The organism is Lactobacillus sp. HBUAS51381, from assembly GCF_012641095.1.
GTDB lineage: Bacteria > Bacillota > Bacilli > Lactobacillales > Lactobacillaceae > Levilactobacillus.
In genome coordinates, this window is record NZ_JAAVSC010000011.1 from 42,477 (window position 1) to 65,920 (window position 23,444).

Sequence of the window (23,444 nt, forward strand, 5' to 3'; positions counted from 1 at the left end):
AAGAAGGGTGTAAAAGACGAGTTAATTTAAGAACCAGTTAGCGCTGGTTGGCAAATTAACCTAGTTGTTCGATACTTCTGTTGAGATTCAGCAATTTTTTTATCTACCTTGGTTGGTTGTTTCTACCAACCAGATGACATATTCAAGCGGACGTCTTGGTAAGCTCACTTGATTTACCAAGCACGTTACAAACTGTTCCTTTTGAAAGGAGTTTTTGCATATGGCCTCAAATAGTCAGGCTGATGCCGTAAAGACTCAAGACAATGCCAATGACGAGTTCGCCAAGCTTTCTTGGCGTGAGCGAATTAGTTATGGTGCCGGGGATTTAGCCCAAAACTTAATCTTTGGTACGATTGGGTCGATGTTACTTTTCTACTTAACCACTGTTTACGGAATTTCCGCCGCAGTTGGTGCGACAATTTTCTTAGTTGTTCGTTGGGTCAACGTGTTCTGGGATCCGTGGGTTGGTGCCTTTGTTGATAAGCACAACTTCAAGTCCGGGAAATACCGGCCTTACCTGGTTTACTGTGGGATTCCAATGACGATCTTCGCCGCCATGCTCTTCTTGCCAATCGATGCCGTTCGGGGCAGCGTGATGTATGCCTTCATCACTTACTTGGCAACGGCTTTGATCTACTCCTTCGTTAACATCCCTTATGGGGCACTGAACGCCTCACTGACGCGGGACAACGATGAAGTTTCAACGTTAACGACTGTCCGGATGACGGAAGCTAACATTGGGAACTTATTGGTTTACACGTTCTTGCCATTATTTGTTCAAATGGCTTCTCCTAACCCACAATCAAAAGATATTGGGTTCTTCGGAATTCACATGAACTTAGGGGATTACACCTCACCAAAGGCTGGGAAGGCTTACTTCTTAGTCATGGGGATTTACATGATCATTGGTTTCATTATGTTGATGTTCACCTACTTCGGGATCAAGGAACGGGTCTTACCGACTGAAAAGGAATCCGCTGCCGTTAAGTACTCCGATCTGTGGTACGAATTCAAGCAAAACAAGCCACTGCAAGTGTTAGGTTCCTTCTTCCTGATTGGCTTTACCTTCATGTTCTTCGGGAACACCGTATGGCCATTCTACATGCAATACAACATTGGTCACTCCGAATGGATGGCTTCCATTAACTTGGTTGGTTCTATTCCTGGTATCTTCTTGGTATTCTTATGGCCAATTATCCGTAAGAAGATCGGGAAGCGTCAATTCTTCTACGCTTTCTTAACCCTGTTCATTATTGGGACGTTGGTTCTGTGGGTATGGGCAATGCCTTCCTTCAAGAACGCAACGGCTCTGGGTTACATTGGTCGTTTCTTACAACAATGGGGGATCACTGCTGCTACTGGTTACATGTGGTCATTGGTTCCAGAAGTTGTTTCTTACGGCGAATACAAGTCCAAGAAGCGGGTTGCCGGGATCATCAACGCCATCATGGGACTGTTCTTCAAGATTGGGCTGGCTCTTGGTGGGATCATCCCTGGTTACATCAACGCCTTCTTCAAGTTTGATGGGACGAAGACGACGCAAAGTGCTGGTGCCTTGATGGGTATCCAATGGTCAATGATCTGGTTACCAATCGTCTTGGCTCTGGTTGCGATGTGGGTCATGAGTAAGTACACCTTGTCTGACGCTGACGTTAAGAAGATGAACGAGGAACTTAACGCTGAACGGAAGGCACATGAGGTTTAGGCAACTTAATCGTAGTTAACTAATTTTGTTAAGGAAAGGAAGATTCTTTTATGAAGATTCAAAACCCCGTTTTACCTGGTTTTAACGCGGATCCTAGCATGATTCGGGTTGACGACACTTATTACATTGCGAACTCAACGTTTGAATGGTTCCCAGGTGTTCGTCTGCACGAATCCAAGGACATGGTTCACTGGAACTTGTTACCATCACCACTGTCAACGACTAAGCTGTTGGACATGGTAGGTAACCCTGCTTCTGGCGGGATTTGGGCACCAGATTTGAGCTACGCTGATGGTAAATTCTGGCTGATCTACACCGATGTTAAGATTACGGACGGTCCTTTCAAGGATATGACCAACTATCTGACCACGGCAACGGACATTCGCGGCCCATGGACTGACCCAATCAGAGTTAACGGTGTTGGGTTCGATGCTTCCTTATTCCATGATGATGACGGTCGCAAGTACCTGGTTCAACAAACCTGGGATCACCGTGAATATCACCACCCATTCGACGGGATCACCTTAACTGAATTTGATACCTCAACAATGCAACTCAAGCCAGAAACAGCACGGAACCTTTACAATGGGACCGACGTTAAACTGGTTGAAGGGCCACATCTGTACAAGATTAATGGCTACTACTACCTGTTTGCTGCTCAAGGTGGGACCGTCTTTACCCACCAAGAAGTCGTTGCTCGTTCTAAGACACTAGACAAGTTATCCTTCGAAAGTGAACCAGATGGCCCATTCATCACCAACATGGACACACCAGACTTCTACTTACAAAAGCAAGGTCACGGTGCCTTGGTTAACACACCAGGTGGCGAATGGTACTACGCATCATTGGTTTCGCGTCCTTGGAACCACAAGAACGAATCTGCTTATGACCCACGTGGTTGGAGCACGCTTGGCCGTGAAACGTCAATTCAAAAGGTTGAATGGGACGATGCTGGTTGGCCACGGGTTGTTGGCGGTCATGGTGGTCAAGTTGAGGTTGAAGCGCCTAAAGACGCAATCTTGACGAAGGCACCAGCGGATCACTCACAACACGATGAATTCGACAAGCCAGAACTTGATTTGAACTGGAACACCTTACGGCAACCATTTACCAAGAAATTGGGGACGGTTGGCAACGGCGAATTGAAGTTGGTTGGGAACCAATCCTTATCCAGCACCTTCGATGTTTCCTACGTGGCTCGTCGTTGGCAAGCCTTCAACTTCGATGCAGAAACGAAGGTTAAGTTCGATCCATTCACGTATCAACAAATGGCCGGCTTGGCTAACTTCTACAATGACAAGCACTACTCTTCCATCTTCATTACTTGGGATGAAAAGAAGGGCCACGTCATCGAAGTTGCCCAAAACGACAACAACAATTACACGTCTTACTTGAAAGACGATGCCATTGCGATTCCTGAAGGGACCGACTACGTTTGGTTCCGGACGAAGGTTCGTAAGCAATCTTACACTTACGAATACTCATTTGATGGCAAGAAGTGGGAAACGGTTCCGGTTGAATTGGATGCCGCAATTCTCTCTGACGACTACGTCTTACAAACTTCCGGTGGTTTCTTCACCGGGGCCTTCGTTGGACTGTATGCGGTTGATTACGCGGGCTACGGTCAAACCGCAACCTTCGATCACTTCGATTACAAGGAATTGCCAGACGATGTCGCTGCAGAAAACAAGTTAGTTTCTGAAGACTAATTGATTGGCAGCACCTACCAATGGGTGTATGATGACGGCGCTGAGAGTAAGAGGCGCTGAACTGGATTGAGGCTGCTTCGGTGGTCGGTTCTCCGACACTTAGTCTGGCGCTAGCAACAGAAAAAAGTATGGAATATGTGGTGAAAGTCTCATCGAGAAATCGGTGAGGCTTTTTCTGTGAATTTGGTTGGGGGTAACGTTGACTTTACAGAAGTTACGAACGGAAAGCGAGGATGTTGGTTCGCTTTCGTTTTACCCAATTAGTCGTTCTTCATTCGGATGAATGTGACGTTAAAATAATTCCGAGTCGTTTATTTAGGCAAACGGCGGTTCCATCTGATACGCTGAATGAAGCTGATGCAATCGATGGCAGTTGGCAAAAATCCTCCGCAACCCACTTGGCGTGAGGTGCAGAGGATTCGCAAGATTATTTGGTAAAGTCAATCTTGAGACTCAGTAAGAAGACAATAATGCCGCCGACAATCATGCTGGCCAATTCACCGATGCCGATGGATAACCAGTTGGCCCAGAAAGTTGGCCAGAAAGCCGTTTGCGCCACGATGGCAATCTCCCAAGCAATCATACACATGAAGAAGACGGCGACCACCGTGTTCAGGATCATTTGGGCAATTCGGTTATGGACCACCCGACTCAGACCATACATGACCAGAAGGGCCAGCAGGGTTTGGAGCGTCCCAGTCGCAATATCCAAAATGCCCAGTGGTGACGCGATAACGTTGGCAATAAAGACCCCTAGAGTGACGGCAGCGATGTAACGTTTGTTAAAGCTGACGAGATGGTTAAACATCTCGGAGAGCCGTACCTGCACGACACCAAAGCTAAAGGCCGCCAAGACCGTCGTCACAACGACGTAGAGTGCAGCAACTAGGGCCGCCAGCACCATACCACGGGTGCCATCGATACCTAGAAAACTTTTCTTAGAATTCACGAGAAATTCCTTCCTTTGCTAATAATTCGATTTTTGACACTGACGTAAGATTACCGCATTTTGCGGCGTTTGGCAAAAGCTGTTTCACATGAAACATTACAATGCCGTATCGTTTGGCGAGAATGATTGACACGGTGCGTTGGGCTTTGTAAATTGGAAGCATAGCGGTTCACTCGTGAGCCATTAATTTCGAAATTTACTGGAGGGTCTCATCATGAAAATCGCAAACCACCGGTGGCCGTTGTGGGTGCTATACACCGCAGCGTTCACGGTGATTGCGGCGTTTAGCTTTGGGATATTTTTGATGGCTAATCGCACGTTGATTTGGAATATGGATGGTGTGACCCAGCACTATCCGTTAATGTTGGAATTTCATCGGCTGTTAGCGAAGGCGGGATTAGCCGGGGTAACGGGGTGGTCCTGGACGTTTGGGTTGGGGGCCGATAAACTCACGACCTTGGCCTATTACGTCCTGGGCGATCCCTTCGCCTATTTGCTGGCCTTACTACCAACCCACCTCATGGAAGCTGGGTATGGGTGGTTCATTATTCTCCGGCTGTATGCCGCTGGGTTAGCCTTTTTACTTTTGGCGCGGTGTTATTCATTTAAGCCGCTTAGTCAGGTGCTTGGTGCGCTAACTTACGCCTTTACTGGCTATTCACTCATGATTGGCGTTCACCATCCGTTCTTCATTCTGCCGATGATTTGGTTGCCACTGTTATTCTGGGCAATTGATCGGGTGTTGCGCGGTAAGGGGTGGGCAACATTAGGCACGTTGACCGGGTTGGCCGTTCTCAGTAATTTTTACTTTGCGTACATATTGGGACTGGGCAGCTTAATTTATGTGGGGCTGCACACTTTGTATTTGCGAGAACGGGGGGAAGCACTTGGCCATATTGGCCGCCGATTGGGGCGCTTGTTGCTGGCCGCTGTGGCCGGGCTCCTACTAGCGGGAATTCTGTTGGTCCCTTCTCTCTTGATGATGTTAAATTCGACGCGAACAGGAACGATATTTGCCAACGGCTTGTGGCTGTATCCGCTCAGTTACTACCTCAAGTTGGGCAATGCCGTATTGACCACGGGCAACGCGTTGAGCTATTGGGCCGTTCTGGGAATGACTAGCTTTTCTTTTCTAGGTTGTCTCTACACGTTGGTCCATTGGAAACGGTATCGGCCGTTAGCCGGCACCTTGGTCTTGATTGCGATTGGTCTAGCTTTTCCGGCCGTTGCGGCGTTCTTCAACGTCTTGTCGACGCCTTCCAATCGCTGGCTATTGTTGGCCGCGGTTCCGTTTGGCTTGGCGACCATGGTCTTACTGGATCACGTGACTGCCCTGACACAGGCGGACCGCTGGTGGTTAACCGGTGGGACGGCCGGACTCTTGGCGATTGTCTATCTCAGCAATGGGTTCGTCTTCAGTAATCCAGCGCGTAATTTGATCACTTATGGCTTACTTCTGGCGATGACGCTGGTCTTAGTGAGCGGTGGCCAGCAGCCAGCACGGGTGACCGTAACCCTAGTGAGTGCTTTACTGGGACTAAATCTCATTAACAACGCTTGGGGATATTACAATCCTAATGCGAGCCAACAAGCCACGCAGCAACTACGTCAGGGCGATGCCAGCCGATATATACGGGACTACTATGACGGTGCCGATCAGTCGGTTCGCCGGGAGAAGGCCTTTTCGCGGGTCAACACAACGCCAAACTTTAACGTTTTTCGGACCGTCGGGAATAATATGACCATGGCACACGACTTGCACGGTGTGATGTCGTACTTTTCGGTTCAAAATGGGGCGGTCGGGCAGTTTAATCGCGATATTCAGAACTCGGCGTATGCCATGAACTCTCCGGTTGGTCAAGGAGATAATCGGTCCACGCTGAACCATTTGCTGGGCGTCAAGACAATCTTTGCGCGTGAGGATCAAGTCGCGAATCATGCGGCATTGCCGTATGGCTATCACGCCGAGAAGACGGTCTATCCGGAACAAGCGGTTTATGGGTTATCTAACGGTGAAGGAACCCAAAAGTTGACCACCTCATTGGCTTTCCCACTGGTTTATACCCAGCCACAGGCCTTGACGATGAAACAGTGGCGTCGCCTATCTAGCGTTGCACGCGAGCGTAGTTTAACGCAAGCGGCCGTGACGTCCGATAAGGTGTCAGGGGTTCAACCGGCGAAGGTACAGTCGCCGGCAAAGGAGCTGGATTACACGGTAACGGCCGACACGGTCCCGGTACTGGATAGCCCCAATAAAGTGGTCCAATACCGCTTGCAACAGGCACTAGCGGGTCAGAAGAAGGGGTTAAACGAGAAGCAACTGGATCTTTACGGGAATTCCATAAAAGAGCCAGACCTAACCGTTGATGATCAGGGCCTAATCAGTCAGAAAATGGTTCAAAAGTACGCGCAGCAGGTGCAACTAGACCGGAACCGAACGGCGTTGGATCGGGTATTGACTGCCAACCAACAGGTGCTTCAAGACACCATGACGGCCAACCAACACGGACTACGACAGATGACGAGCGATGTCCAAGGGCATCAGATTAAGTACACACTAACCCTCAAACGGCCGAAGCAGGCCCAGGGGACGGAGCTTTATTTGGCACTAGATGGCATCAGTGCCCAGCGTCTAACAACGGCCGATCAGTTGAAGGATCAGGACAATACCAGCATTTTGGGTAATACGCCGCGATCGGCCCTCACCAAGCTTAATGATTGGCGGACGGCCGTGCGCAGTCCCGATATGGGTGACTACTGGATCAAGGTCAAGACGCGTGATGCGACGAATAGTTTTTCTCAGTTTGGGATTGATAATCTTTCGGATTATGAACCGAAGCATCGGATGCTGCTGAATCTGGGGTATACCAAGCAGCGGCGGCAAACGATTGATATTACGTTCAATGCGACCCGCCAGATTAATTTCAAAGCCGTTAAACTGGTGGCGATGCCGTATGGTCCGGCATATGATCGACAGGTCCATGCCGTTCAGCGGCGTGGCCTGAAGAATGCGACGGTCAGTGCGAATCGCGTGACGGGAAATCTCACGACCAAACAGACTAGCGTCATGACCACGTCCATTCCGTATTCCAGTGGATGGCGACTCAAAGTTGATGGTCGGTCGGTTGCCACGCAGCGGGTAAACGATGGCTTTGTCGGGGCCCAACTAGCCGCCGGGGTCCATCACATTCAACTTACCTATCAGACACCGGGATTCGTTCTGGGAAGCTGGCTGTCGGTTGCGGGACTGGTGATCCTGGTTGGTGCCGGTAGTTGGCATTGGTGGCACCATCCCCGCCGGCGTCATTAATTACGGACGTATAACCCGGGAAATTTTGACCAACGTGAGCGTTAACCCGGGTTATTTTACAAATGGTAAAGGGACGTCAACCGTCTGGGAATTCACGCTTCAGGAATTTAATAGCGACGGCACAACGGGTCTGAGACTTTGCGGTCTCAGACCCGTTTGTGTTCACGATTAAAGCTGATGGTAAGCCCGGGCAACGGTCTGGGAAAAGTCGGCTAATTTCGTGGGCCCCAGTACGGGGTGATGTGCGCGGTAATCGGCATAAAAGTCAGAATCGCGTTCGTAGGCGAGCATCTTAACGTATTGCGTGGTAAAGGTCTGTGGTAGCCCACTCGCCAAAAGATTGCGAGTCATGGTGGCATCGTCAATCTGAATGGCTCGCAGATCGGGAAGATTTAACGCCCGGCCCAAGAGAGCCGCGATCTCCTGGTAACTGCGTTCATCGCTGGCAATGTATTGGTGCGTGACCCCGGGACGAGGCGTGGTTAACGCCTGCGCCGCAATGGGGACAATATCGATGGGCGCGACCCACGAGCCGCGTTTCGTCACACTATTGTTGGTATAAATGGCGTGATCCCGTTTAATGCTGGGCAGGCTCCCCAGCAGGTTGTAGAACATTCCAGTTGGGCGTAGGAAGGTCAGCGTGGCGGTGGATGCAAGCGCGTGGGTTAAGACATCCTCGATAATGTGATAGATGTAGAGCGCGCCGACTTCGGGACCGAGATTGGCGCCAACGCTACTAAGGTTGACTACGTGTTGGACGCCAGCAGTCAGCACAGCCTGCGCGTAGATCGTGGCTTGACGGTGGCCCGCCGCGAAGATGTCTTGGTCGTCGTTAGTGTTTGTAATCATCAGGTAAACGGCGTCGGCACCGGTAAATGTCGTCGTGAGAAAGGCTTCATCGCTGATCCGTCCAATGGCTGGGGTGGCTCCGAGCGCACGAATCTCCTTGGCGCGCGCCGCCGAATGACTAATGACGGTGACCCTGTGGCCCGCCGCGAGTAATTGTTGTGCAAGTGGCCGACTGATGTGGCCCAGTGAACCGGTAAGTACGATTTTCATAGGAAAGTCTTCTTTCATAAAATATAAGTCTATCTTTTATTCGAATTTATTATAAGAGATAGACTTATCCTTTGTCAACTGATAAACTTGAAATAAGCGATTAAAAGGGGGATGCAAGGTGAAACTTAAAGATGAACACAAGCGCGATCGGCTCTTACAGGCGGCGATTCATGTCTTAGCGACCGCGGGACTGGCGGGCTTTTCGACGACTAAAGTTGCCAAAAGTGCAGGGATTCCCCAGTCGAACCTCTATATTTATTTTGAAAATAAACAGGATCTCCTGTTGGCGGTGCTTCAAGCGGCCGTCCACGCAGAAAGTGTGGCCGCGACGGCCGAGTTAACGGACACCATGTCGATTGTGGCTCAATTGACGACCAGCATTCGGGGACTCTATGACTTCGCGCTGGCCCAGCCGGAAATGGTGACGGTGATTCAGTTGCTGTTAGATGATGGTCAGATGAAGCGACAGTTAGCCCTAAAACAGGATGATCTGGCCAATCAGCGGATTCAGCAACTCTTGCGAGATGGAGTGACGCAACAGGTTTTACGACCGGTAGCGTTGAACTTTCATCGCTACTTTTTGACACGACCGGTTTTTCATTTCGCACAGGGCGTTCGGTCCGGATATTATGAAGCGACATCGGACTTAACCACCCTGACGACAATGATTATGGGAGCCGTGCTGCAGCCGGCCGTTTACCAAGACTGGTTAACGGCAAATTAAAAACGCGTTGACGACCGCGCCTCACAGTCGAGGTGGTCGTCAACGCGTTTAGTTTAAATATTAGTTAATCGGCATTTAGAATCCACAAGAAGAGGATGAAGACGACGGCCAGGCCGTACATCATCGGACCAACTTCCTTGCCACGCTTGGCGGCAATCATGGTCAGTGGGTAGGTGATGAAGCCCAGTGCGATCCCATCCGAGATGCTGTAAGTCAGGGGCATCCCCAAAACGATCAGGAAGGCCGGTGCCGCAACTTCGAATTTTTCCCAGTGAATGTTCTTTAAGGACTGTGCCATGAGGACCCCGACGATGATCAGCGCGGGGGCGGTCACTTGGTTGGTGACAACGGCCAGCAATGGTGAGAAGAAGGCCCCCAGAATGAACAGAATGGCGGTGACGATGGCGGTAAAGCCGGAGCGACCACCCACGGCGATCCCCGCGGAGGATTCAACGAAGGCCCCCATTGGCGAGGTCCCTAACAAGGAACCGGCGACCATAGTCGTTGAATCGGCCATCAGAGCCTTGCCAATACGCGGAATCTTGTTGTTCTTGACCAGGCCGGCCTGTTCGGCTAACCCAACCAGAGTCCCGGTGGTGTCAAAGAAGGTGACCAGTAAGAAGGTCAAAACAACGACGATTAGCTGTAAGGAGTTGATACTGCCAACGTGCGTTAGGCCGACCATAAACGTGGAGCTGATGCTGGGAATCCCAGCCACAATGTGTGCGGGCATGGGAATCAATCCGGTAATCAAACCTAAAATGGAGTTGGCCACCATCCCGATAAAGATGGCGCCGGGCACCTTGGCGCTCATCAGGATTAGCGTGACCAGTAACCCAAAGATGGTTAACCAGGTACTCCCGACCTGCAAGGAACCGAGGGTGACGACCGTTGATTTGTCGGCAGTCACCAGGCCACCTTGACTCAGGCCAATAAAGGCAATGAACAAGCCAATCCCGGCGCTAATAGCCATCTTCAGGTCGCGAGGAATGGCGTCAACCACCTTTTCGCGCAGCTTGAAGGCCGTCAGAATCATGAATAGAATTGAGGCCACGAAGACGCCGGCCAAGGCCGTTTGCCACGGAACCTTCATCCCAATGACCACGGAATAGGCGAAGAAGGCGTTGATCCCGAGACTGGCAGAAATGGCGATAGGATAGTTGGCCAGAATCCCCATGAGGGCACACCCAAGGGCGGAGGCAAAAGCTGTGGCGGTGAAGACCGCCCCCTGACTGATGCCGGAAGCGCCTAAGACCTGGGGATTCACGAACAGGATGTAGGCCATCGAAACGAAGGTCGTAATCCCGGCTAAAATTTCTGTTTTATAATTGGTTCCTAATTCCTCAAACTGAAAAAACTTGGCAATTCTCTGCATCTTATGCGCTCCCTTAAAACATAGTAAACCCGAACGTTAATACATATCGTTCGGGTTTCTCTCTTTAATCACTACTAAAAGAGCTTAACATCATTTTAAGATGAATGCAATCCCGAATTAGAAATAAATTTATAAAAATAAAGTTCGTAAATTAAAAAGCGACGGCCGGAAAGCCGTCACTTCACATTACGTTGGTAAATAGAGTCTAATCCGGATCGGCCAGTGACTTACCGTTAGCCGTGACTTTAAACGCGGCGAAGGCAGCGTCAATGGTTTGGTAGTCGCTGGCACTGAGGGTCACGTCTAGGGCCTGAGCATTGGCCGTAACCTGTGCGGCCCGTTTAGCCCCGGGGATCACGACGCTGATCAATGGATTTTGCATGTACCACGCCAAGATGGTTTGCGCCACGGTCGCTTGGTGGGCTGCCGCTATCGGTTTAACTTTTGCAATGGCCTTGAGGGCCTGACCGTAGCGGGGTTCCTGGAAGTCACTGATTTGGCTGCGAATGTCATCGGCCGGGAAGGTGACGTCCTGATCGTATTTCCCGGTTAACAGGCCGGAAGCCAAGGGAAAATAAGGAACAAAGCTAATCTGGTGATCTCGCAGATAGGGCATCAAATCGGCCTCGTGGTCGCGGTGTAACAGGCTAAATTCGTCTTCAACTACATCGACATAGCCGTCCGCATTGGCCGCTTTAACCTGTGCCAGGCTAAAGTTTGAGACCCCAATGGCGCGAATCTTTCCCTGTTCACGTAGTCGTTGTAAGGCGCCAACGGCCTCGGCCTTAGGTGTTTGTTTATCCGGAAAATGAATGTAGTAGATATCGAGATAATCGGTATTGAGCCGTTGGAGGCTGGCGTCAACCTGCTGGGTCAGAAACGCGGGATCATTGTTGATGACCTGCTCGCCGGTCGAAAAGTCTTGGGCCCCCTTGGTCGCCAAGGCAAAGCTGTGGCGATCGAAGTTGTGCATGGCTTGTCCCACCAATTCCTCGGAGTGCCCCAGACCGTAGACGAAGGCCGTGTCCAACAGCCGAATACCGTGGTTCAGTCCAGCTGTGACCAGATTCAAGCCGTCTTCGTCCTTTAAATTAGGGAAGAGGTTGTACCCACCCACGGCATTCGTCCCCAGGCCAAGTGGGGTGGTTTCGACGTCAGTCTTGCCAATTTTTACGTTCGTATGTGTCATTACGTTACCTCCTAAAATAATCAGCATCTGGGATACAATTACAAGTCCAGTATACTGGATTTTGGCACGTATTGGACCCTTAAAGTTTGGGACAGGCTATCAGTTGCGGCAAGTTTTCTGATACACTGGGAGGTAAAGCTAAAAGGAGCGAAATAGACATGACAACTTATGTAGTTATTGGGGCGAATTCGCTGGGACAAAGCGTTGCCCAGCGTCTGGTGGATCAGGCAGCAGGACCGGTGCGGTTGTTGCATGCATCGGCTGAGCAGGTACCCGAAAAGTTAGCCGCTCAGGTCATGGAACTGACCGGCGACTTGGCACAGGAGACGACCTATCAGGCGGCGCTACAGGATCGACCGGTTGTTTTTTCGGCGTTGACCGGGATGGATGTTGATCTGGCCTTCGAGGCGCTGTTTGACGCCCAATACCACCAACAGCTGGCGTTAACGCGTTTTGTGATGTTGAGTACCGCTGGTGTCGATCACGAGGTGACGGGAGACTTAGCCTATCCGGGGATCACTGACGTTAAGGAATACTTGAACCAGCAGCGGTATGCGGCTAAGTTGGTCGATGAAGCGGAATTTCCGTACACAATTCTTCGGCCAGTGACGTTGACGGCGACACCAGCGACGGCGCCCCAGATTATTGCCGAGGGGGCGGCGGTTCCCGCCGGTCGTGTTTCACGTGAAACAGTCGCAACGGTGGTCGTAGATCTCTTAATCAATGGCGGCTATGATTACCAATCCCTAGCGATTTGCTAAATCTTTCGCAAATATTGCCGTTTGGCCCTAAAATTGTGCCAGTTTTCAGCAATTGTTTGTTAGAATAGGGACAGTGGGGTGAAGGCATTGGCATTAAATATAGACGATCAGCAATTACAAGCGATTCGAGGGCGAATGGATGAAGCGAACCAGCGCGCCCACTTCGTTATTTTTCAATCCATTGAGAAACGAACGGGAAAGGTTCTGCGATTGATTACGGACATCGACAGTTTTCGGGCAATTCAGGAACAGCATGCCGATGATTCCGATATGGCGATCATTCAAGACATCGTCCCCATCTCTGATGCACTCGCGCGATGGGCGATTGCGGAAAATATGGCTGCGCAACAATCGAGTAACGAATCCGTATTGGCCGATCTTGAATACTACACCAACGAAGTTTTGAAGGAAAATAAACAAGCCGTTAATCCACCGGATGACGACGAAGATTAAGCGAGCGAATAAAGGTGGTTGGCAGTTTTAAGCGAAACGGGCTGCCTTTGGGCGTAGGTTTTAGCAATTTAATTTCGGAGACACTGAGAGTCTGGGCGTTTTAGTCCGGGCTCTTTTTATTGCCAAATTTGTAAGCCGTTTTGTGGTCAATTTTACGAACCAACTGGTAGAATTAAGATAGTTTCAGGGGAGTCTTATTTTGAGGAGGGATTACGATGCGACAACGAAGATGGTACGGTATTGGACTACTGGTCGCGGTAGTGGCGCTGGTGTTGGGAGCGGGTGCTTTACCGGCGCAGGCGAAGTCTACCAACAAAACGGTGACATTCGGTCAGCTGACAAATAAAAATACCCACCGGTTAGCCGCCATTCGTCAGGCGGCCCGGCAGCAAATTTTAAAGCAGACGCACGCCAAGGGAAGTCGAGTCAACGCGGTCTACAAGGTTAAACTCCCAACACATATGACCAAGAAGGCCACACTGACGCCGCAAGGCTTACGCATGAACCTATTGGCCAATACATTTAAGGTCAAACAAATTACCATCCCCTACACGCAATTAAAGGGGAAGGTGGGCAACCGATACTTACCAAAGGCCAACCGAACGACGGCCATTAAGACGACCAAGATGGTGGCGTTAACCTTCGATGACGGGCCGGATAAGACGCTGACTCCGCGGTTACTGAAGACCCTAAAGAAGTACAAGGTGCACGCCACCTTCTTTGAAACGGGACAAAACGTGAGTCGGTACCCTAAGATTTCGCGGGCCGTCGTGGCCGGGGGCAATGAGATTGGCAATCACTCCTGGAATCACCCCAACTTCAACAGCATTGGGACCGCTAAAACGGTGAGTCAGGTCACCCGGACTAATCGTGCCATCTACCAGGCAACGGGTAGCTTACCCCAATACGTGCGGCCGCCTTACGGCAACATTACCGCGGCTGAGGGTCGAGCGATTGAACAACCTGTTATCCGATGGTCAGTGGATTCGCGTGATTGGGCTTACCTGAACAAGAATAAGGATATCAATGAGGTCATGAAGGATACGCGCGGTGGGGACATTGTGCTGATGCATGATATTCATGCGCAGTCGGTCGCCGCGGTGCCAACGATTATTAAGCGCCTGAAGGCCAAGGGCTATAAGCTCGTCACCGTCAGTCAGCTGCTCAACAGTCAAGCCTTACCGGGGTTGCAGTACTTTGGCGCCCATGATTATCGTACGGTCGGCAAATAACGAAAAAACGATTGGCGCCACGAGTAATCGCAGTGCCAATCGTTTTCTTTAGGCTAAAAATTCCTGAGCAAGTTGCTGGTAAACGTGTTGAACGTGAATAAATTGATCTAAGTCCACAAACTCATTGGTCGCGTGGGCCTCGCTCCACTCACCAGCGCCAAAGACGATGACGGGGAAGTCGTTTGTTGATTTGGTAAATTCAGAAGCGTCGGTGGCGCCGTGAATCACCTGTAGCTGCGTGTCGCGGTCGAATTCGTGATCGGCGATGCGCTTGGTCAGTTGAACCAACGGGGAATCCTGGCGGCTAATGATCGGCTTGAAGCTGTAGTCGACGTGTAGGGTCAGGTGTTGGTCCTTTTGCGTGTTCAGGTGATCGACAATTTCGTTTAAACGTTTGATCACGGCCGCGTTGTCGAACTCCGGAATTGGGCGAATGTTTCCTTGCAGTTCGGCTTTAGCGGGGATGCTATTAACTTGGTCGCCGCCGTTGAAGACCGTGACGCTGTGGACGAGGGGGCCCAGTTCGGGGCTAACCGGTGCGTCGTCAAAGGCGGTCGCTTCGGCCGTGATGTATTTGGCAAGATTTGTGACGGCGTTAATCCCCTTTTCTGGCATGGAACTGTGGACGCCCAGACCCTGTGAATAGACGTGGTAGTTCAGCGAACCATTGTGGGCGTAAACGATATTGCCGGCAGTGGGTTCGCCAATGACCATTGCGCTGAGATCATCGGCTAAGCCTTGTTCGGTCAACATCCGTGAACCCATCGCACCGTTTTCTTCGCCGACCGTACCGATAAATCGGAGACGACCCTTCAGTGGCGTGTGCTGATCGGCGAGGGTAATCAGGGTAATCACCATACCCGCCAGGCCGCTCTTCATGTCGGCACTCCCCCGGCCATAGAGTTTGTTGCCCTCGATATGGGCAGCGAAGGGATCGAATTGCCAGTCGGCGGGATCTCCCGTGGCAACCGTGTCTAAATGCCCGGATAACGAGAAGACCTTATCACTTGTGGCATCGCCAATCTCGGCGACGAGGTTACTCCGCCCGTCGGCATACGGAATTTGTTTGGCGCTAATCCCGTGAGCGGTAAAGAGTTGTTGAATGTAGTCGGCCACTGCGGCTTCGTTTCCGTTGACGGAGTTAATTTGAATTAAATGCTGAAGAATCTGAATTTTTTCACTGTCTTCCATAAAATAGATAACCCGCTTTCTCATCATTTTCTAATCATAACATCAGTGTAGCACGGTCTGTTTAAGTTGGCGACTAATCTGTGGGAAAACCCGCGATACAATAAAATTTATAGCAAACATACGTTCGCTTTTACCGCAATCTATGCTAGAATATAATCAAGCTAGGCAGTTCACGTGGGGTGGCGAAAGAAGCCAAGTCATCAGTTAATGGCAAGCGGGACCAACGCCCCGTGACCCACGATTGCGCAGGCTACTCGCGAGGGTATCAAAGTTCTGGATAGTTGTTCCAGCACTGTTGCGGGTTTAGCCCTTAATTAAACGTTAAGTCAATGATATTAGGAGGTCGGCAGATGAGTCTGCAATTTATTCTAGGGAGTGCGGGACGGGATCATCGTACGCCAATGGTGACGGCTATAGCCCAACAGGTCACAACGCAGCCCACGGACCAATGTTATTACATCGTTCCCAACCATATTAAGTTCGAAACGGAAGTCGATGTCCTCGCGGCGTTGAAGGATCAGATCGCACCGGATCAGGCGTTGTTTGCGCAAACCCGCGTCCAGATCTTTTCCTTTACGCGATTGGCCTGGTTCTTCATGAAAAACGACCCCATCTATCAGGTCCCCCGGATCTCGACAGCCGGGTTAAACATGCTGATTTATCAGATTGTTCAGAGCCACGCCGACGAATTGACGATATTTCGTGGTGAGGTGGATCGGCCGGGGTTTGTCAGCCAGCTAACGGCGCAACTCGCAGAATTAAAGGTTGGCCAGGTGACCGCCGCCGATCTGATGACCGCGATTGAAAAATTATCTACGACGAACGCGGACCTACAAGCGAAGCTCCACGATCTCATGGTGATTTATGAGGCCTTCGAACAGCAGATGTTGGGGAAATACGTGGAAAATACAGACCTGTTGAACCAATTGGCGGACTTTTTAGCCAGCAAGGTAGACCTGAGTCATGCCCATTTTTACTTAGAAGGATTCTCGCAGCTCAGTGCTCAGGAGCGTAAATTAACGGCAGCCCTCATTGAACGTGCGGCCAGCGTGACCGTTGCGTTGAATTTGGATAAGGGCTATCCCCAGGACGTGCCGGACGCGACCAGTCTATTCTTTCAGTCGGGAAAGCTTTACCACCAGTTGTACAGCATTGCCCGAGCGGCTTCGATTCCCGTTCTGACCGATCAGCGCGCCCAAACGCCGCGGGTGGCCACCGATTTAGTCGCGCTGGATGATTTTTGGCAGGCCTCGAATACGATCAGCCCACAACCCCAGCCGGCGACCCACGTGCCAACGGCGATTCAGGTCGTGCAAGCACCGAACCGTTACGCAGAAGTTTCGCGGGTAGCCACGCAGATTCGGCAATTGGTCGCTAGCGGTCAGTATCGGTATCGGGATTTTCTCGTGATGGCGCGGCACTTGGATCATTATCAGACGGTCATCGACCCCATCTTTAAGGCCCAGGAGATTCCGTACTTTGATGACGCGGATGTCCAGATGGCCGATCATCCTTTTGTGGAATTAATCAATGCCTTGTTCGATGTTAATCGGCGAAATTACCGTTACGCCGATGTTTTTCGGGTACTGAAGTCGGAGCTCTTGTTGCCCAAAGATGAATCCGGGCAACCGCTGACACTACCGGCATATCGGCAGGCACTTGCATTGACCGAGAACTTTGTGTTGAAGAACGGCTTCGAGGGCCAGCGGTGGTGGACACAAAAGGACGATTGGGTCTACCTGCGCTTTTCGGCGGGAGACGATGAGGTTCAGACGACGCATAATGATCAGATCTCTCAGCAAATCAATCTGATTCGGCATTTTGTTAAAGACACCTTGCCACCGTTCTTTGCGCGGCTAAAGGCTGCTCAGACGTATACGGATGCGGCGACGATTCTATATCAATTCCTCGACCGGGCGGGAGTGAGTGCCCAACTGATGGCTTGGCGTGATCAAGCCATCGCCGACGGGGACTTGATGCGTGCCGGGCAACCGGAGCAGACGTGGGCGACCTTCTGCCAGATGTTGGATGAATGCCACAGCATTTTAGGCCCTATGCGTTTCAAACAGGCGGACTTTCAGGCCTTGCTCCAGTCGGGTTTTGAAGGGGCTAAGTTTAGTCAGATTCCATCCACTTTGGATCAGGTGACCATTACCGAAAGCGGGATTGTGCAGGCCAACAATCGTAAGGTGACCTTCCTGATGGGAGCAACGGCGGATGACATGCCGGATGATCAGATTCCCACGAGCCTACTGGCCGACAATGATCGTCATGACCTCAGTGAACAGTTACAAGCGGTGGACGAGGATCATTATTTACGCGACGATGCGGCGACGCAATTGGCGGGGGAACCCTACCTCAACTACCTGGCCTTTTTGAGTGGTAGCGAGCGACTAATTTTTAGTTATCCAGCGACGAGCGATGACAATCATAACGGGCTTCAGATATCGCCCTACGTCGAACGGATTCGGCAGCACTTTGGCTTGCCGATTGTGCAGGCCGCAGCCACCCCAACGGCCGAAGATACAGCAATTTTGCCCTTTGTGGGGACGCGACGGACGACGCTGCGTCATCTCGTTCAGGCGAGTCACGATGGTCAGGTGCGCGAAGTGGCGTTATCTCAGCCATGGTTGTATATTTGGCAAACCCTCAGAAAGGATCCCCACTACAGCCGGCTAACCCAGAAGCTAATGGGAAGCTTGGCCTATAAGAATGTCCCCACGAAATTAACCAAGGATACGGTTATTCAGTTGTATGGCCGGAAGATCAGCACGTCGATTTCGAAGCTGGAAGAATACTATGCCAATCCATACGCCTACTTCTTGAAGTATGGGCTACGGCTACAGGAGCGAGAAGTCTTTGATCTCTCACCAGCTAGCACCGGAGAATTTTTCCATGCGACCCTGGAAGACCTGATGAATCAGGTGAAGGCGGAGCATCTAGATTTGGGCGAATTTGACGATCAGCAGTTACGCGAACTCACGGACGATGCGGTCAAACGCGTTCTGGACACGACGGTTAATCCGCAATTTGCGGTCTTAGAACGATCGGCACGAATGCGTTATATTCGCGCGCAACTGATTAAGACCATGCGTCAAATGGCGAAGACGTTACGGGAACAAAGTCGACGGACACATTTACGGCCCAAACAAATGGAATTGAAGTTTGGCCTGGGTGATCCCAACGGGTTGGCGCCGCTGTCGTTTGATCTGGGTGACCAGCACCAGGTAAGGGTTCGTGGTCGGATTGACCGCCTGGATGCACTGCAACTCAAAGACAGTCACAAGGCCTATTTGGGGATTGTGGACTACAAGAGTTCGGAGCATAAATTTAGTTATCAGGACGCCTACTACGGGCAAGCCATGCAGATGCTGACGTACTTAGATGCGGTCAAGAAGAATCTGCCAGAATTACTAACCGACTCACCGGTAGACGTTCAGCAGGCCGAATTGGCGGGAGCAGTTTACCTTCATTTGCAAAATCCGGTTCTACGGGCGGCCGATGTCTTGGACGATGATCCGATGCTGGCGCTACTGAAGGCGGAACAGTACCAAGGACTATTGCTCGATGATCCTGATTTATTGGCGAACCTGGATTCACTGTTCGCATCGCCGGACTATCACGGGAGCTCGTTGTTATTCCGGGGACTGCGCCGGGGGGTGAAGGGCAACTACACCTCATACAGCAAAATGTTGGTCAATCCTACCGAGTTGGATCTGTTACTTCAGCACACGGAAGGGCTCATCAAGAAGGCCGCCACGGAGATCTTTGATGGGAAGGTGGATTTGGCGCCGACACGTGAGCAGAATAAGACGGCACTTCAGTATTCGCCATACAAGTCGATTATGCAATTTGATCCCTTATTGACCGAAAATAATTATCGCGATTTGCCACCGTTGAAGAAGGACGATGTGATGACGCGAATCAAAAACGAGTTAGCAAAGGAGGACCCTCATGAGCGCAAAATTTAGTTTTACTCCCAGTCAAGACCAAGCGATTCACGATTCGGGCCATAATCTATTGGTCTCGGCCTCAGCCGGTTCCGGTAAAACCCGGGTTTTGGTGCAGCGGGTGATTGAGAAGCTCAAGGCGGGGACGGGCATCGATGAAGTGTTGATTGTGACCTTTACCAAGGCGGCCGCTGCCGAGATGCGCGATCGGATTCAGACGGCACTGCGGCAGGAACTGGTCAATAGCCAGGGCAATAGCGAGCAGCAACAATTTTACTTGCGACAACTCAATCAGTTGCCGGTGGCCGATATCAGTACATTGGATGCCTTTTGTTTGCGAATTCTCCAACATTATTACTACGTGATTGACGCTGACCCCGTGTTCCGGTTACTGGCCGATGAAACGGAGAATGCGCTATTACGCGATGAGGTGTGGGCGGACGTTCGTGAGGAGCTCTATGCCGCGGGTGAACCGGACCCAGCCGGAGCCGACCTTCTAGAGTCGGGGGAACCCAGTCTATTTGCCCAGTTAACGGAGAACTTTTCCGGTGACCGGGGGGACGATGGCATGGCCGAATTGGTTCAGCGGACCAATACGTTTGCCAACGCCACGGCCGATCCTGAGGCCTGGTTGGACGGCCTGACCACGCCGTATCAGTTGGACAGTGATCACTTAACGGCGACGACGTTTTATCGGGAGCAATTACAGCCTCTGTTCACGGAACAGTTACAGCAGATCAAGGCGGATTTAACCAGCGCCCAGCAGTTGGCCGAGCAAGCCAATTTGACGAAGCAATTCGACCACTTGCAGCCGATCTTAAACGATTTGGACGCCGTACTTGACTGTGTGGACCATGGCAGTTGGAATGCGCTCAGAGCGGCTGTCAGCGACTTTAACTGGGGCCGAATGCCTAGCATCCGTAAGACAAACGAAGACTATCCCGTCTATAATCGGCTAAAGACCACGTATTACGATCCTGCGCGGAAGCAACTGGAGGCGTTGAAAAAAGGCTACCTGATTCAGCCGGAAGACCTGGCGTTAACGACGATTAGGCAGTCTGGAAAGCTCGTCAGTGAACTGGCGCGGGTGGTCAAGATTTTTCGGCAGGCGTATGCCGCTGAGAAGCAACGTCGTCACGTTTTGGACTTTGCCGACGTGGAGCATGCAGCCTTGGATATTTTAACGCGGGATACCGAGCAATCCCGGCAGGTCGCCGCGCAGTTGTGCCAGCAATACGCTGAGATTATGGTTGATGAGTATCAGGACACCAATGGGCTGCAGGAAGCCATCCTCACGGCGATTGCCAAACCGGCCCCTACAGGGAATCTATTTATGGTGGGCGATGTCAAGCAGTCGATTTATCGCTTCCGGCAGGCCGATCCCACGTTATTCATGAACAAGACTGATCGTTACACGGCCGATCCGCAGTCCGGTAAGCTGATTGTTCTGGCCGATAACTTCCGCTCCATGAAAAATGTCGATGATTTTACCAACCTGATTTTTAAGCAACTCATGGATCGCCAGTTGGGTGAGATCGACTACACGGGGGCGGCACAGTTGAAATTCGGTGCCACGTACTACCCCGAGGAGGTAAAGAGCCGGGCCGAACTGTTGGTTTATTTGACGGGGGACGCGGATCAGGCGTCACCCCAAGACGATGAGCCGGACCGGGAGGCCATGAACGAAAAATTTCAGGTGGATAATAAGCATCAGGGAGAAGTCCTGGTTGCCGGGCGGAAGATTCAGGCATTAATTGCGGCAAAGACGCCAATCTATGACCGTGAGGCGCGAAAAGTCCGGCCGATGCAGTATGGCGATATTACCTTGCTGACGCCGACACGGACCAACAACCTGATTATTACCGATGAGCTGCGGCGACTCGGGATTCCCGTGGTGGTCAACGATGCGCAAAGCTACTTTAAGACTACCGAAATTCAGATTATGATGGCGCTCTTGCAGATTATCGATAACCCATATCAAGACATTCCACTCGCAGCCGTTTTGCGGTCGCCGATTGTCGGACTGGACGAAAATCAGCTGGCGGCGCTACGAATTAACCAGCGGACGGGGGACTATTATCAGGCGTTGCTACACTTCCAACACAGCTTCGTTGCGGCCAACGCCAGTGATTTTCAACAGGAACTCTCGGATAAGATTGGGCACTTCTTAGACCAGCTGACGACCTTCCGGAACATTGCCCGACAGAATCAGCTGGTCACGCTGATCTGGCGAATCTATCAGGACACGGGATTCCTAGACTATGTGGGGGGGATGCCGGCTGGTGAGCAACGGCAGGCCAACCTCCATGCGTTGTACGAACGGGCACAGGGCTATGAGCACAGTAGCTTCAAGGGCCTTTTCCAGTTTGTGCGCTTCGTGGAACGTCTTCAGGAACGAGACGACGATTTGGCCGGTGCACCGGTTCAGGCGGCCGAAAATGCCGTGTCGGTGATGACCATTCATGGGAGTAAGGGGCTAGAATTTCCCGTCGTCTTTCTGATGGACGCGTCCCGGCAGTTCAACCGGCAGGATCAACAAGGAAGCTACGTGATGAGTGGCAAGCAGGGTATTGGGATTGATTATCTGGATGCCGATAGCCGAATTAAGGCGCCGAGCCTGCAAAAATTAGTCACGGCACAAGCCATTTCGCGGGCCAGCCTTGCCGAGGAAATGCGGAAACTCTACGTGGCCTTGACGCGGGCGGAATCCCAGATTTACATTGTGGGCTCACACAAGACCCAAGAAGAGGCCTTGAGTGCTTGGCAGCAGGCATTTCAAAGCCCCGACCTGGTCCTCAATGCCACCTTACGAGAAAAGTCGACGGTGGCCAATTATCTGGACTGGATTGGCATGTGTCTGATTCGAGACGCGAAGTTTACGGTGGACGATCAGCCGGCCGGAACGGCTTTGCCGGATTTGGCCGGAGATCCCGTCAACTTTGAGGTCAGTTTTGTGACGAACGCGGACCTGGCAACGGTGACGACCACTCAGGAGGCAACGGCCGATTGGATTAAGGCCAATCAACCGGATACGCCAATCACGCCGCCCGCTGATAGCGACGTCACCACGATTCATCAGATTATGGACTTTCAGTATCCGCATCAAGCGGCCACGCAGACCACGGCCTACCAGTCCGTGTCGGAGGCTAAGCGCTTGTTTGAGGACCCGGATAACGCCGCAATTGGCGACTATCAGCCGGTAGGAAACGGGCAACACGGGAATCGTTTTGTCACGCACGACTTCGCCCGGCCGGCCTTTCTTCAAACCGTGCGGGCGCCGTTACCAACCGAGATTGGGACGGCCACGCATTTGGTTCTCCAACAACTGGATGTGACGGAGCCGCCGACCCTGACGACCATCCAAACCGTGATTGATCGGTTGGTCGCGGACCGGGTGTTAACCGCCGAGGTCGCGCACCAGGTGCAAGCGGACCTGATTCTAAAGTTCTTCGATACGTCGGTTGGCCAACAGATTTTAGCGCACCCAACGCAGCTTCACCGCGAAGTGCCGTTTTCATTGTTGATGCCGGCCAAGAGTCTCTTTCAGGACTTTAAGGAAGCCGATTCACAGGTGCTCGTCCATGGGATTGTGGATGGCTACCTACAAACGGATGCGGGGATTACGCTGTTTGATTATAAGACCGACCACGTGAATGCGCAGGCGGTCGCCCAGAGTACCGCCAAGATTGTGGATCGGTACCGTGGCCAAGTTAATCTGTACGCGACGGCATTGACCCAGATGACCGGGCAGCCAGTTACGGCCCAGTACCTGTATCTGCTAACTACCGGGGAGCTTGTTGCTGTTCCCCAGCAATCACTGAAAATATAAAAAAATGG

General features: G+C 51.5%; 14 protein-coding genes. 9 read left to right on the top strand and 5 right to left on the bottom strand.

The window, feature by feature from the left end; genetic code table 11:
• The first annotated feature begins 220 nt into the window (after positions 1-220).
• Both HEQ50_RS05560 and HEQ50_RS05565 read left to right on the top strand, forming a co-directional pair.
• A complete protein-coding gene (locus HEQ50_RS05560) occupies positions 221-1,705 on the top strand; it encodes an MFS transporter (RefSeq protein ID WP_168899531.1) in 1,485 nt (494 codons plus the stop codon).
• Positions 1,706-1,755: 50 nt separating this feature from the next.
• On the top strand, positions 1,756-3,414 hold the full coding sequence (locus tag HEQ50_RS05565; protein WP_168899532.1) for a glycoside hydrolase family 43 protein: 1,659 nt from the start codon (positions 1,756-1,758) through the stop codon (positions 3,412-3,414).
• A gap of 427 nt (positions 3,415-3,841) precedes the next feature.
• Here HEQ50_RS05565 and HEQ50_RS05570 read toward each other — a convergent pair whose 3' ends face one another.
• On the bottom strand, positions 3,842-4,363 hold the full coding sequence (locus HEQ50_RS05570; RefSeq protein WP_168899533.1) for a QueT transporter family protein: 522 nt from the start codon (positions 4,361-4,363) through the stop codon (positions 3,842-3,844).
• Positions 4,364-4,577: 214 nt separating this feature from the next.
• Here HEQ50_RS05570 and HEQ50_RS05575 point away from each other — a divergent pair, with 214 nt between their 5' ends.
• Positions 4,578-7,673, top strand: coding sequence for a YfhO family protein (locus tag HEQ50_RS05575; RefSeq protein ID WP_168899534.1), 3,096 nt, complete (start codon positions 4,578-4,580; stop codon positions 7,671-7,673).
• Between the two features lie 168 nt (positions 7,674-7,841).
• Here HEQ50_RS05575 and HEQ50_RS05580 read toward each other — a convergent pair whose 3' ends face one another.
• Entirely contained in the window at positions 7,842-8,732 is an 891-nt protein-coding gene (locus HEQ50_RS05580) for an NAD(P)H-binding protein (RefSeq protein ID WP_168899535.1), read from the bottom strand.
• Between the two features lie 118 nt (positions 8,733-8,850).
• On the opposite strand from HEQ50_RS05580, the gene HEQ50_RS05585 reads away from it, so the two are divergent.
• Positions 8,851-9,456, top strand: coding sequence for a TetR/AcrR family transcriptional regulator (locus tag HEQ50_RS05585; protein ID WP_168899536.1), 606 nt, complete (start codon positions 8,851-8,853; stop codon positions 9,454-9,456).
• Positions 9,457-9,520: 64 nt separating this feature from the next.
• Here HEQ50_RS05585 and HEQ50_RS05590 read toward each other — a convergent pair whose 3' ends face one another.
• On the bottom strand, positions 9,521-10,831 hold the full coding sequence (locus tag HEQ50_RS05590) for an NCS2 family permease (protein ID WP_168899537.1): 1,311 nt from the start codon (positions 10,829-10,831) through the stop codon (positions 9,521-9,523).
• A gap of 205 nt (positions 10,832-11,036) precedes the next feature.
• The gene (locus tag HEQ50_RS05595; RefSeq protein ID WP_168899538.1) at positions 11,037-12,020 is read right to left on the bottom strand and encodes an aldo/keto reductase; all 984 of its coding nucleotides are present in this window, start codon (positions 12,018-12,020) and stop codon (positions 11,037-11,039) included.
• 158 nt (positions 12,021-12,178) lie between these two features.
• On the opposite strand from HEQ50_RS05595, the gene HEQ50_RS05600 reads away from it, so the two are divergent.
• The 3 genes from HEQ50_RS05600 to HEQ50_RS05610 all read left to right on the top strand — a co-directional run bounded on the left by HEQ50_RS05600 (position 12,179) and on the right by HEQ50_RS05610 (position 14,466).
• Positions 12,179-12,781 (top strand): NAD(P)-binding oxidoreductase, encoded by a 603-nt coding sequence (locus HEQ50_RS05600; RefSeq protein WP_168899539.1) that lies wholly within the window; start codon positions 12,179-12,181, stop codon positions 12,779-12,781.
• Positions 12,782-12,859: 78 nt separating this feature from the next.
• On the top strand, positions 12,860-13,234 hold the full coding sequence (locus HEQ50_RS05605; protein WP_334427390.1) for a hypothetical protein: 375 nt from the start codon (positions 12,860-12,862) through the stop codon (positions 13,232-13,234).
• 215 nt (positions 13,235-13,449) lie between these two features.
• Positions 13,450-14,466 carry a polysaccharide deacetylase family protein gene (locus HEQ50_RS05610; RefSeq protein WP_168899541.1) on the top strand — a complete coding sequence of 339 codons (1,017 nt, stop codon included), beginning with the start codon at positions 13,450-13,452 and terminating at the stop codon, positions 14,464-14,466.
• Positions 14,467-14,514: 48 nt separating this feature from the next.
• Here HEQ50_RS05610 and HEQ50_RS05615 read toward each other — a convergent pair whose 3' ends face one another.
• Positions 14,515-15,657, bottom strand: coding sequence for an ArgE/DapE family deacylase (locus HEQ50_RS05615; RefSeq protein ID WP_168899542.1), 1,143 nt, complete (start codon positions 15,655-15,657; stop codon positions 14,515-14,517).
• Positions 15,658-16,007: 350 nt separating this feature from the next.
• Here HEQ50_RS05615 and HEQ50_RS05620 point away from each other — a divergent pair, with 350 nt between their 5' ends.
• Together HEQ50_RS05620 and addA are read left to right on the top strand one after the other, a co-directional pair.
• Positions 16,008-19,628 (top strand): PD-(D/E)XK nuclease family protein, encoded by a 3,621-nt coding sequence (locus tag HEQ50_RS05620; protein WP_168899543.1) that lies wholly within the window; start codon positions 16,008-16,010, stop codon positions 19,626-19,628.
• Positions 19,612-23,436 (top strand): helicase-exonuclease AddAB subunit AddA, encoded by a 3,825-nt coding sequence (addA, locus tag HEQ50_RS05625; protein WP_168899544.1) that lies wholly within the window; start codon positions 19,612-19,614, stop codon positions 23,434-23,436. The genes HEQ50_RS05620 and addA overlap by 17 nt, the downstream gene beginning before the upstream one ends.
• Positions 23,437-23,444 lie beyond the last annotated feature (8 nt).

What these genes read in the sequence shown, in the direction of transcription:
- HEQ50_RS05560 (WP_168899531.1), top strand. Translation starts at nt 221, where the DNA reads ATGGCCTCAAATAGTCAGGCTGATGCCGTAAAGACTCAAGACAATGCC.
- HEQ50_RS05565 (WP_168899532.1), top strand. Translation starts at nt 1,756, where the DNA reads ATGAAGATTCAAAACCCCGTTTTACCTGGTTTTAACGCGGATCCTAGC.
- HEQ50_RS05575 (WP_168899534.1), top strand. Translation starts at nt 4,578, where the DNA reads ATGAAAATCGCAAACCACCGGTGGCCGTTGTGGGTGCTATACACCGCA.
- HEQ50_RS05580 (WP_168899535.1), bottom strand. Translation starts at nt 8,732, where the DNA reads ATGAAAATCGTACTTACCGGTTCACTGGGCCACATCAGTCGGCCACTT.
- HEQ50_RS05590 (WP_168899537.1), bottom strand. Translation starts at nt 10,831, where the DNA reads ATGCAGAGAATTGCCAAGTTTTTTCAGTTTGAGGAATTAGGAACCAAT.
- HEQ50_RS05595 (WP_168899538.1), bottom strand. Translation starts at nt 12,020, where the DNA reads ATGACACATACGAACGTAAAAATTGGCAAGACTGACGTCGAAACCACC.
- HEQ50_RS05600 (WP_168899539.1), top strand. Translation starts at nt 12,179, where the DNA reads ATGACAACTTATGTAGTTATTGGGGCGAATTCGCTGGGACAAAGCGTT.
- HEQ50_RS05610 (WP_168899541.1), top strand. Translation starts at nt 13,450, where the DNA reads ATGCGACAACGAAGATGGTACGGTATTGGACTACTGGTCGCGGTAGTG.
- HEQ50_RS05615 (WP_168899542.1), bottom strand. Translation starts at nt 15,657, where the DNA reads ATGGAAGACAGTGAAAAAATTCAGATTCTTCAGCATTTAATTCAAATT.
- HEQ50_RS05620 (WP_168899543.1), top strand. Translation starts at nt 16,008, where the DNA reads ATGAGTCTGCAATTTATTCTAGGGAGTGCGGGACGGGATCATCGTACG.
- addA (WP_168899544.1), top strand. Translation starts at nt 19,612, where the DNA reads ATGAGCGCAAAATTTAGTTTTACTCCCAGTCAAGACCAAGCGATTCAC.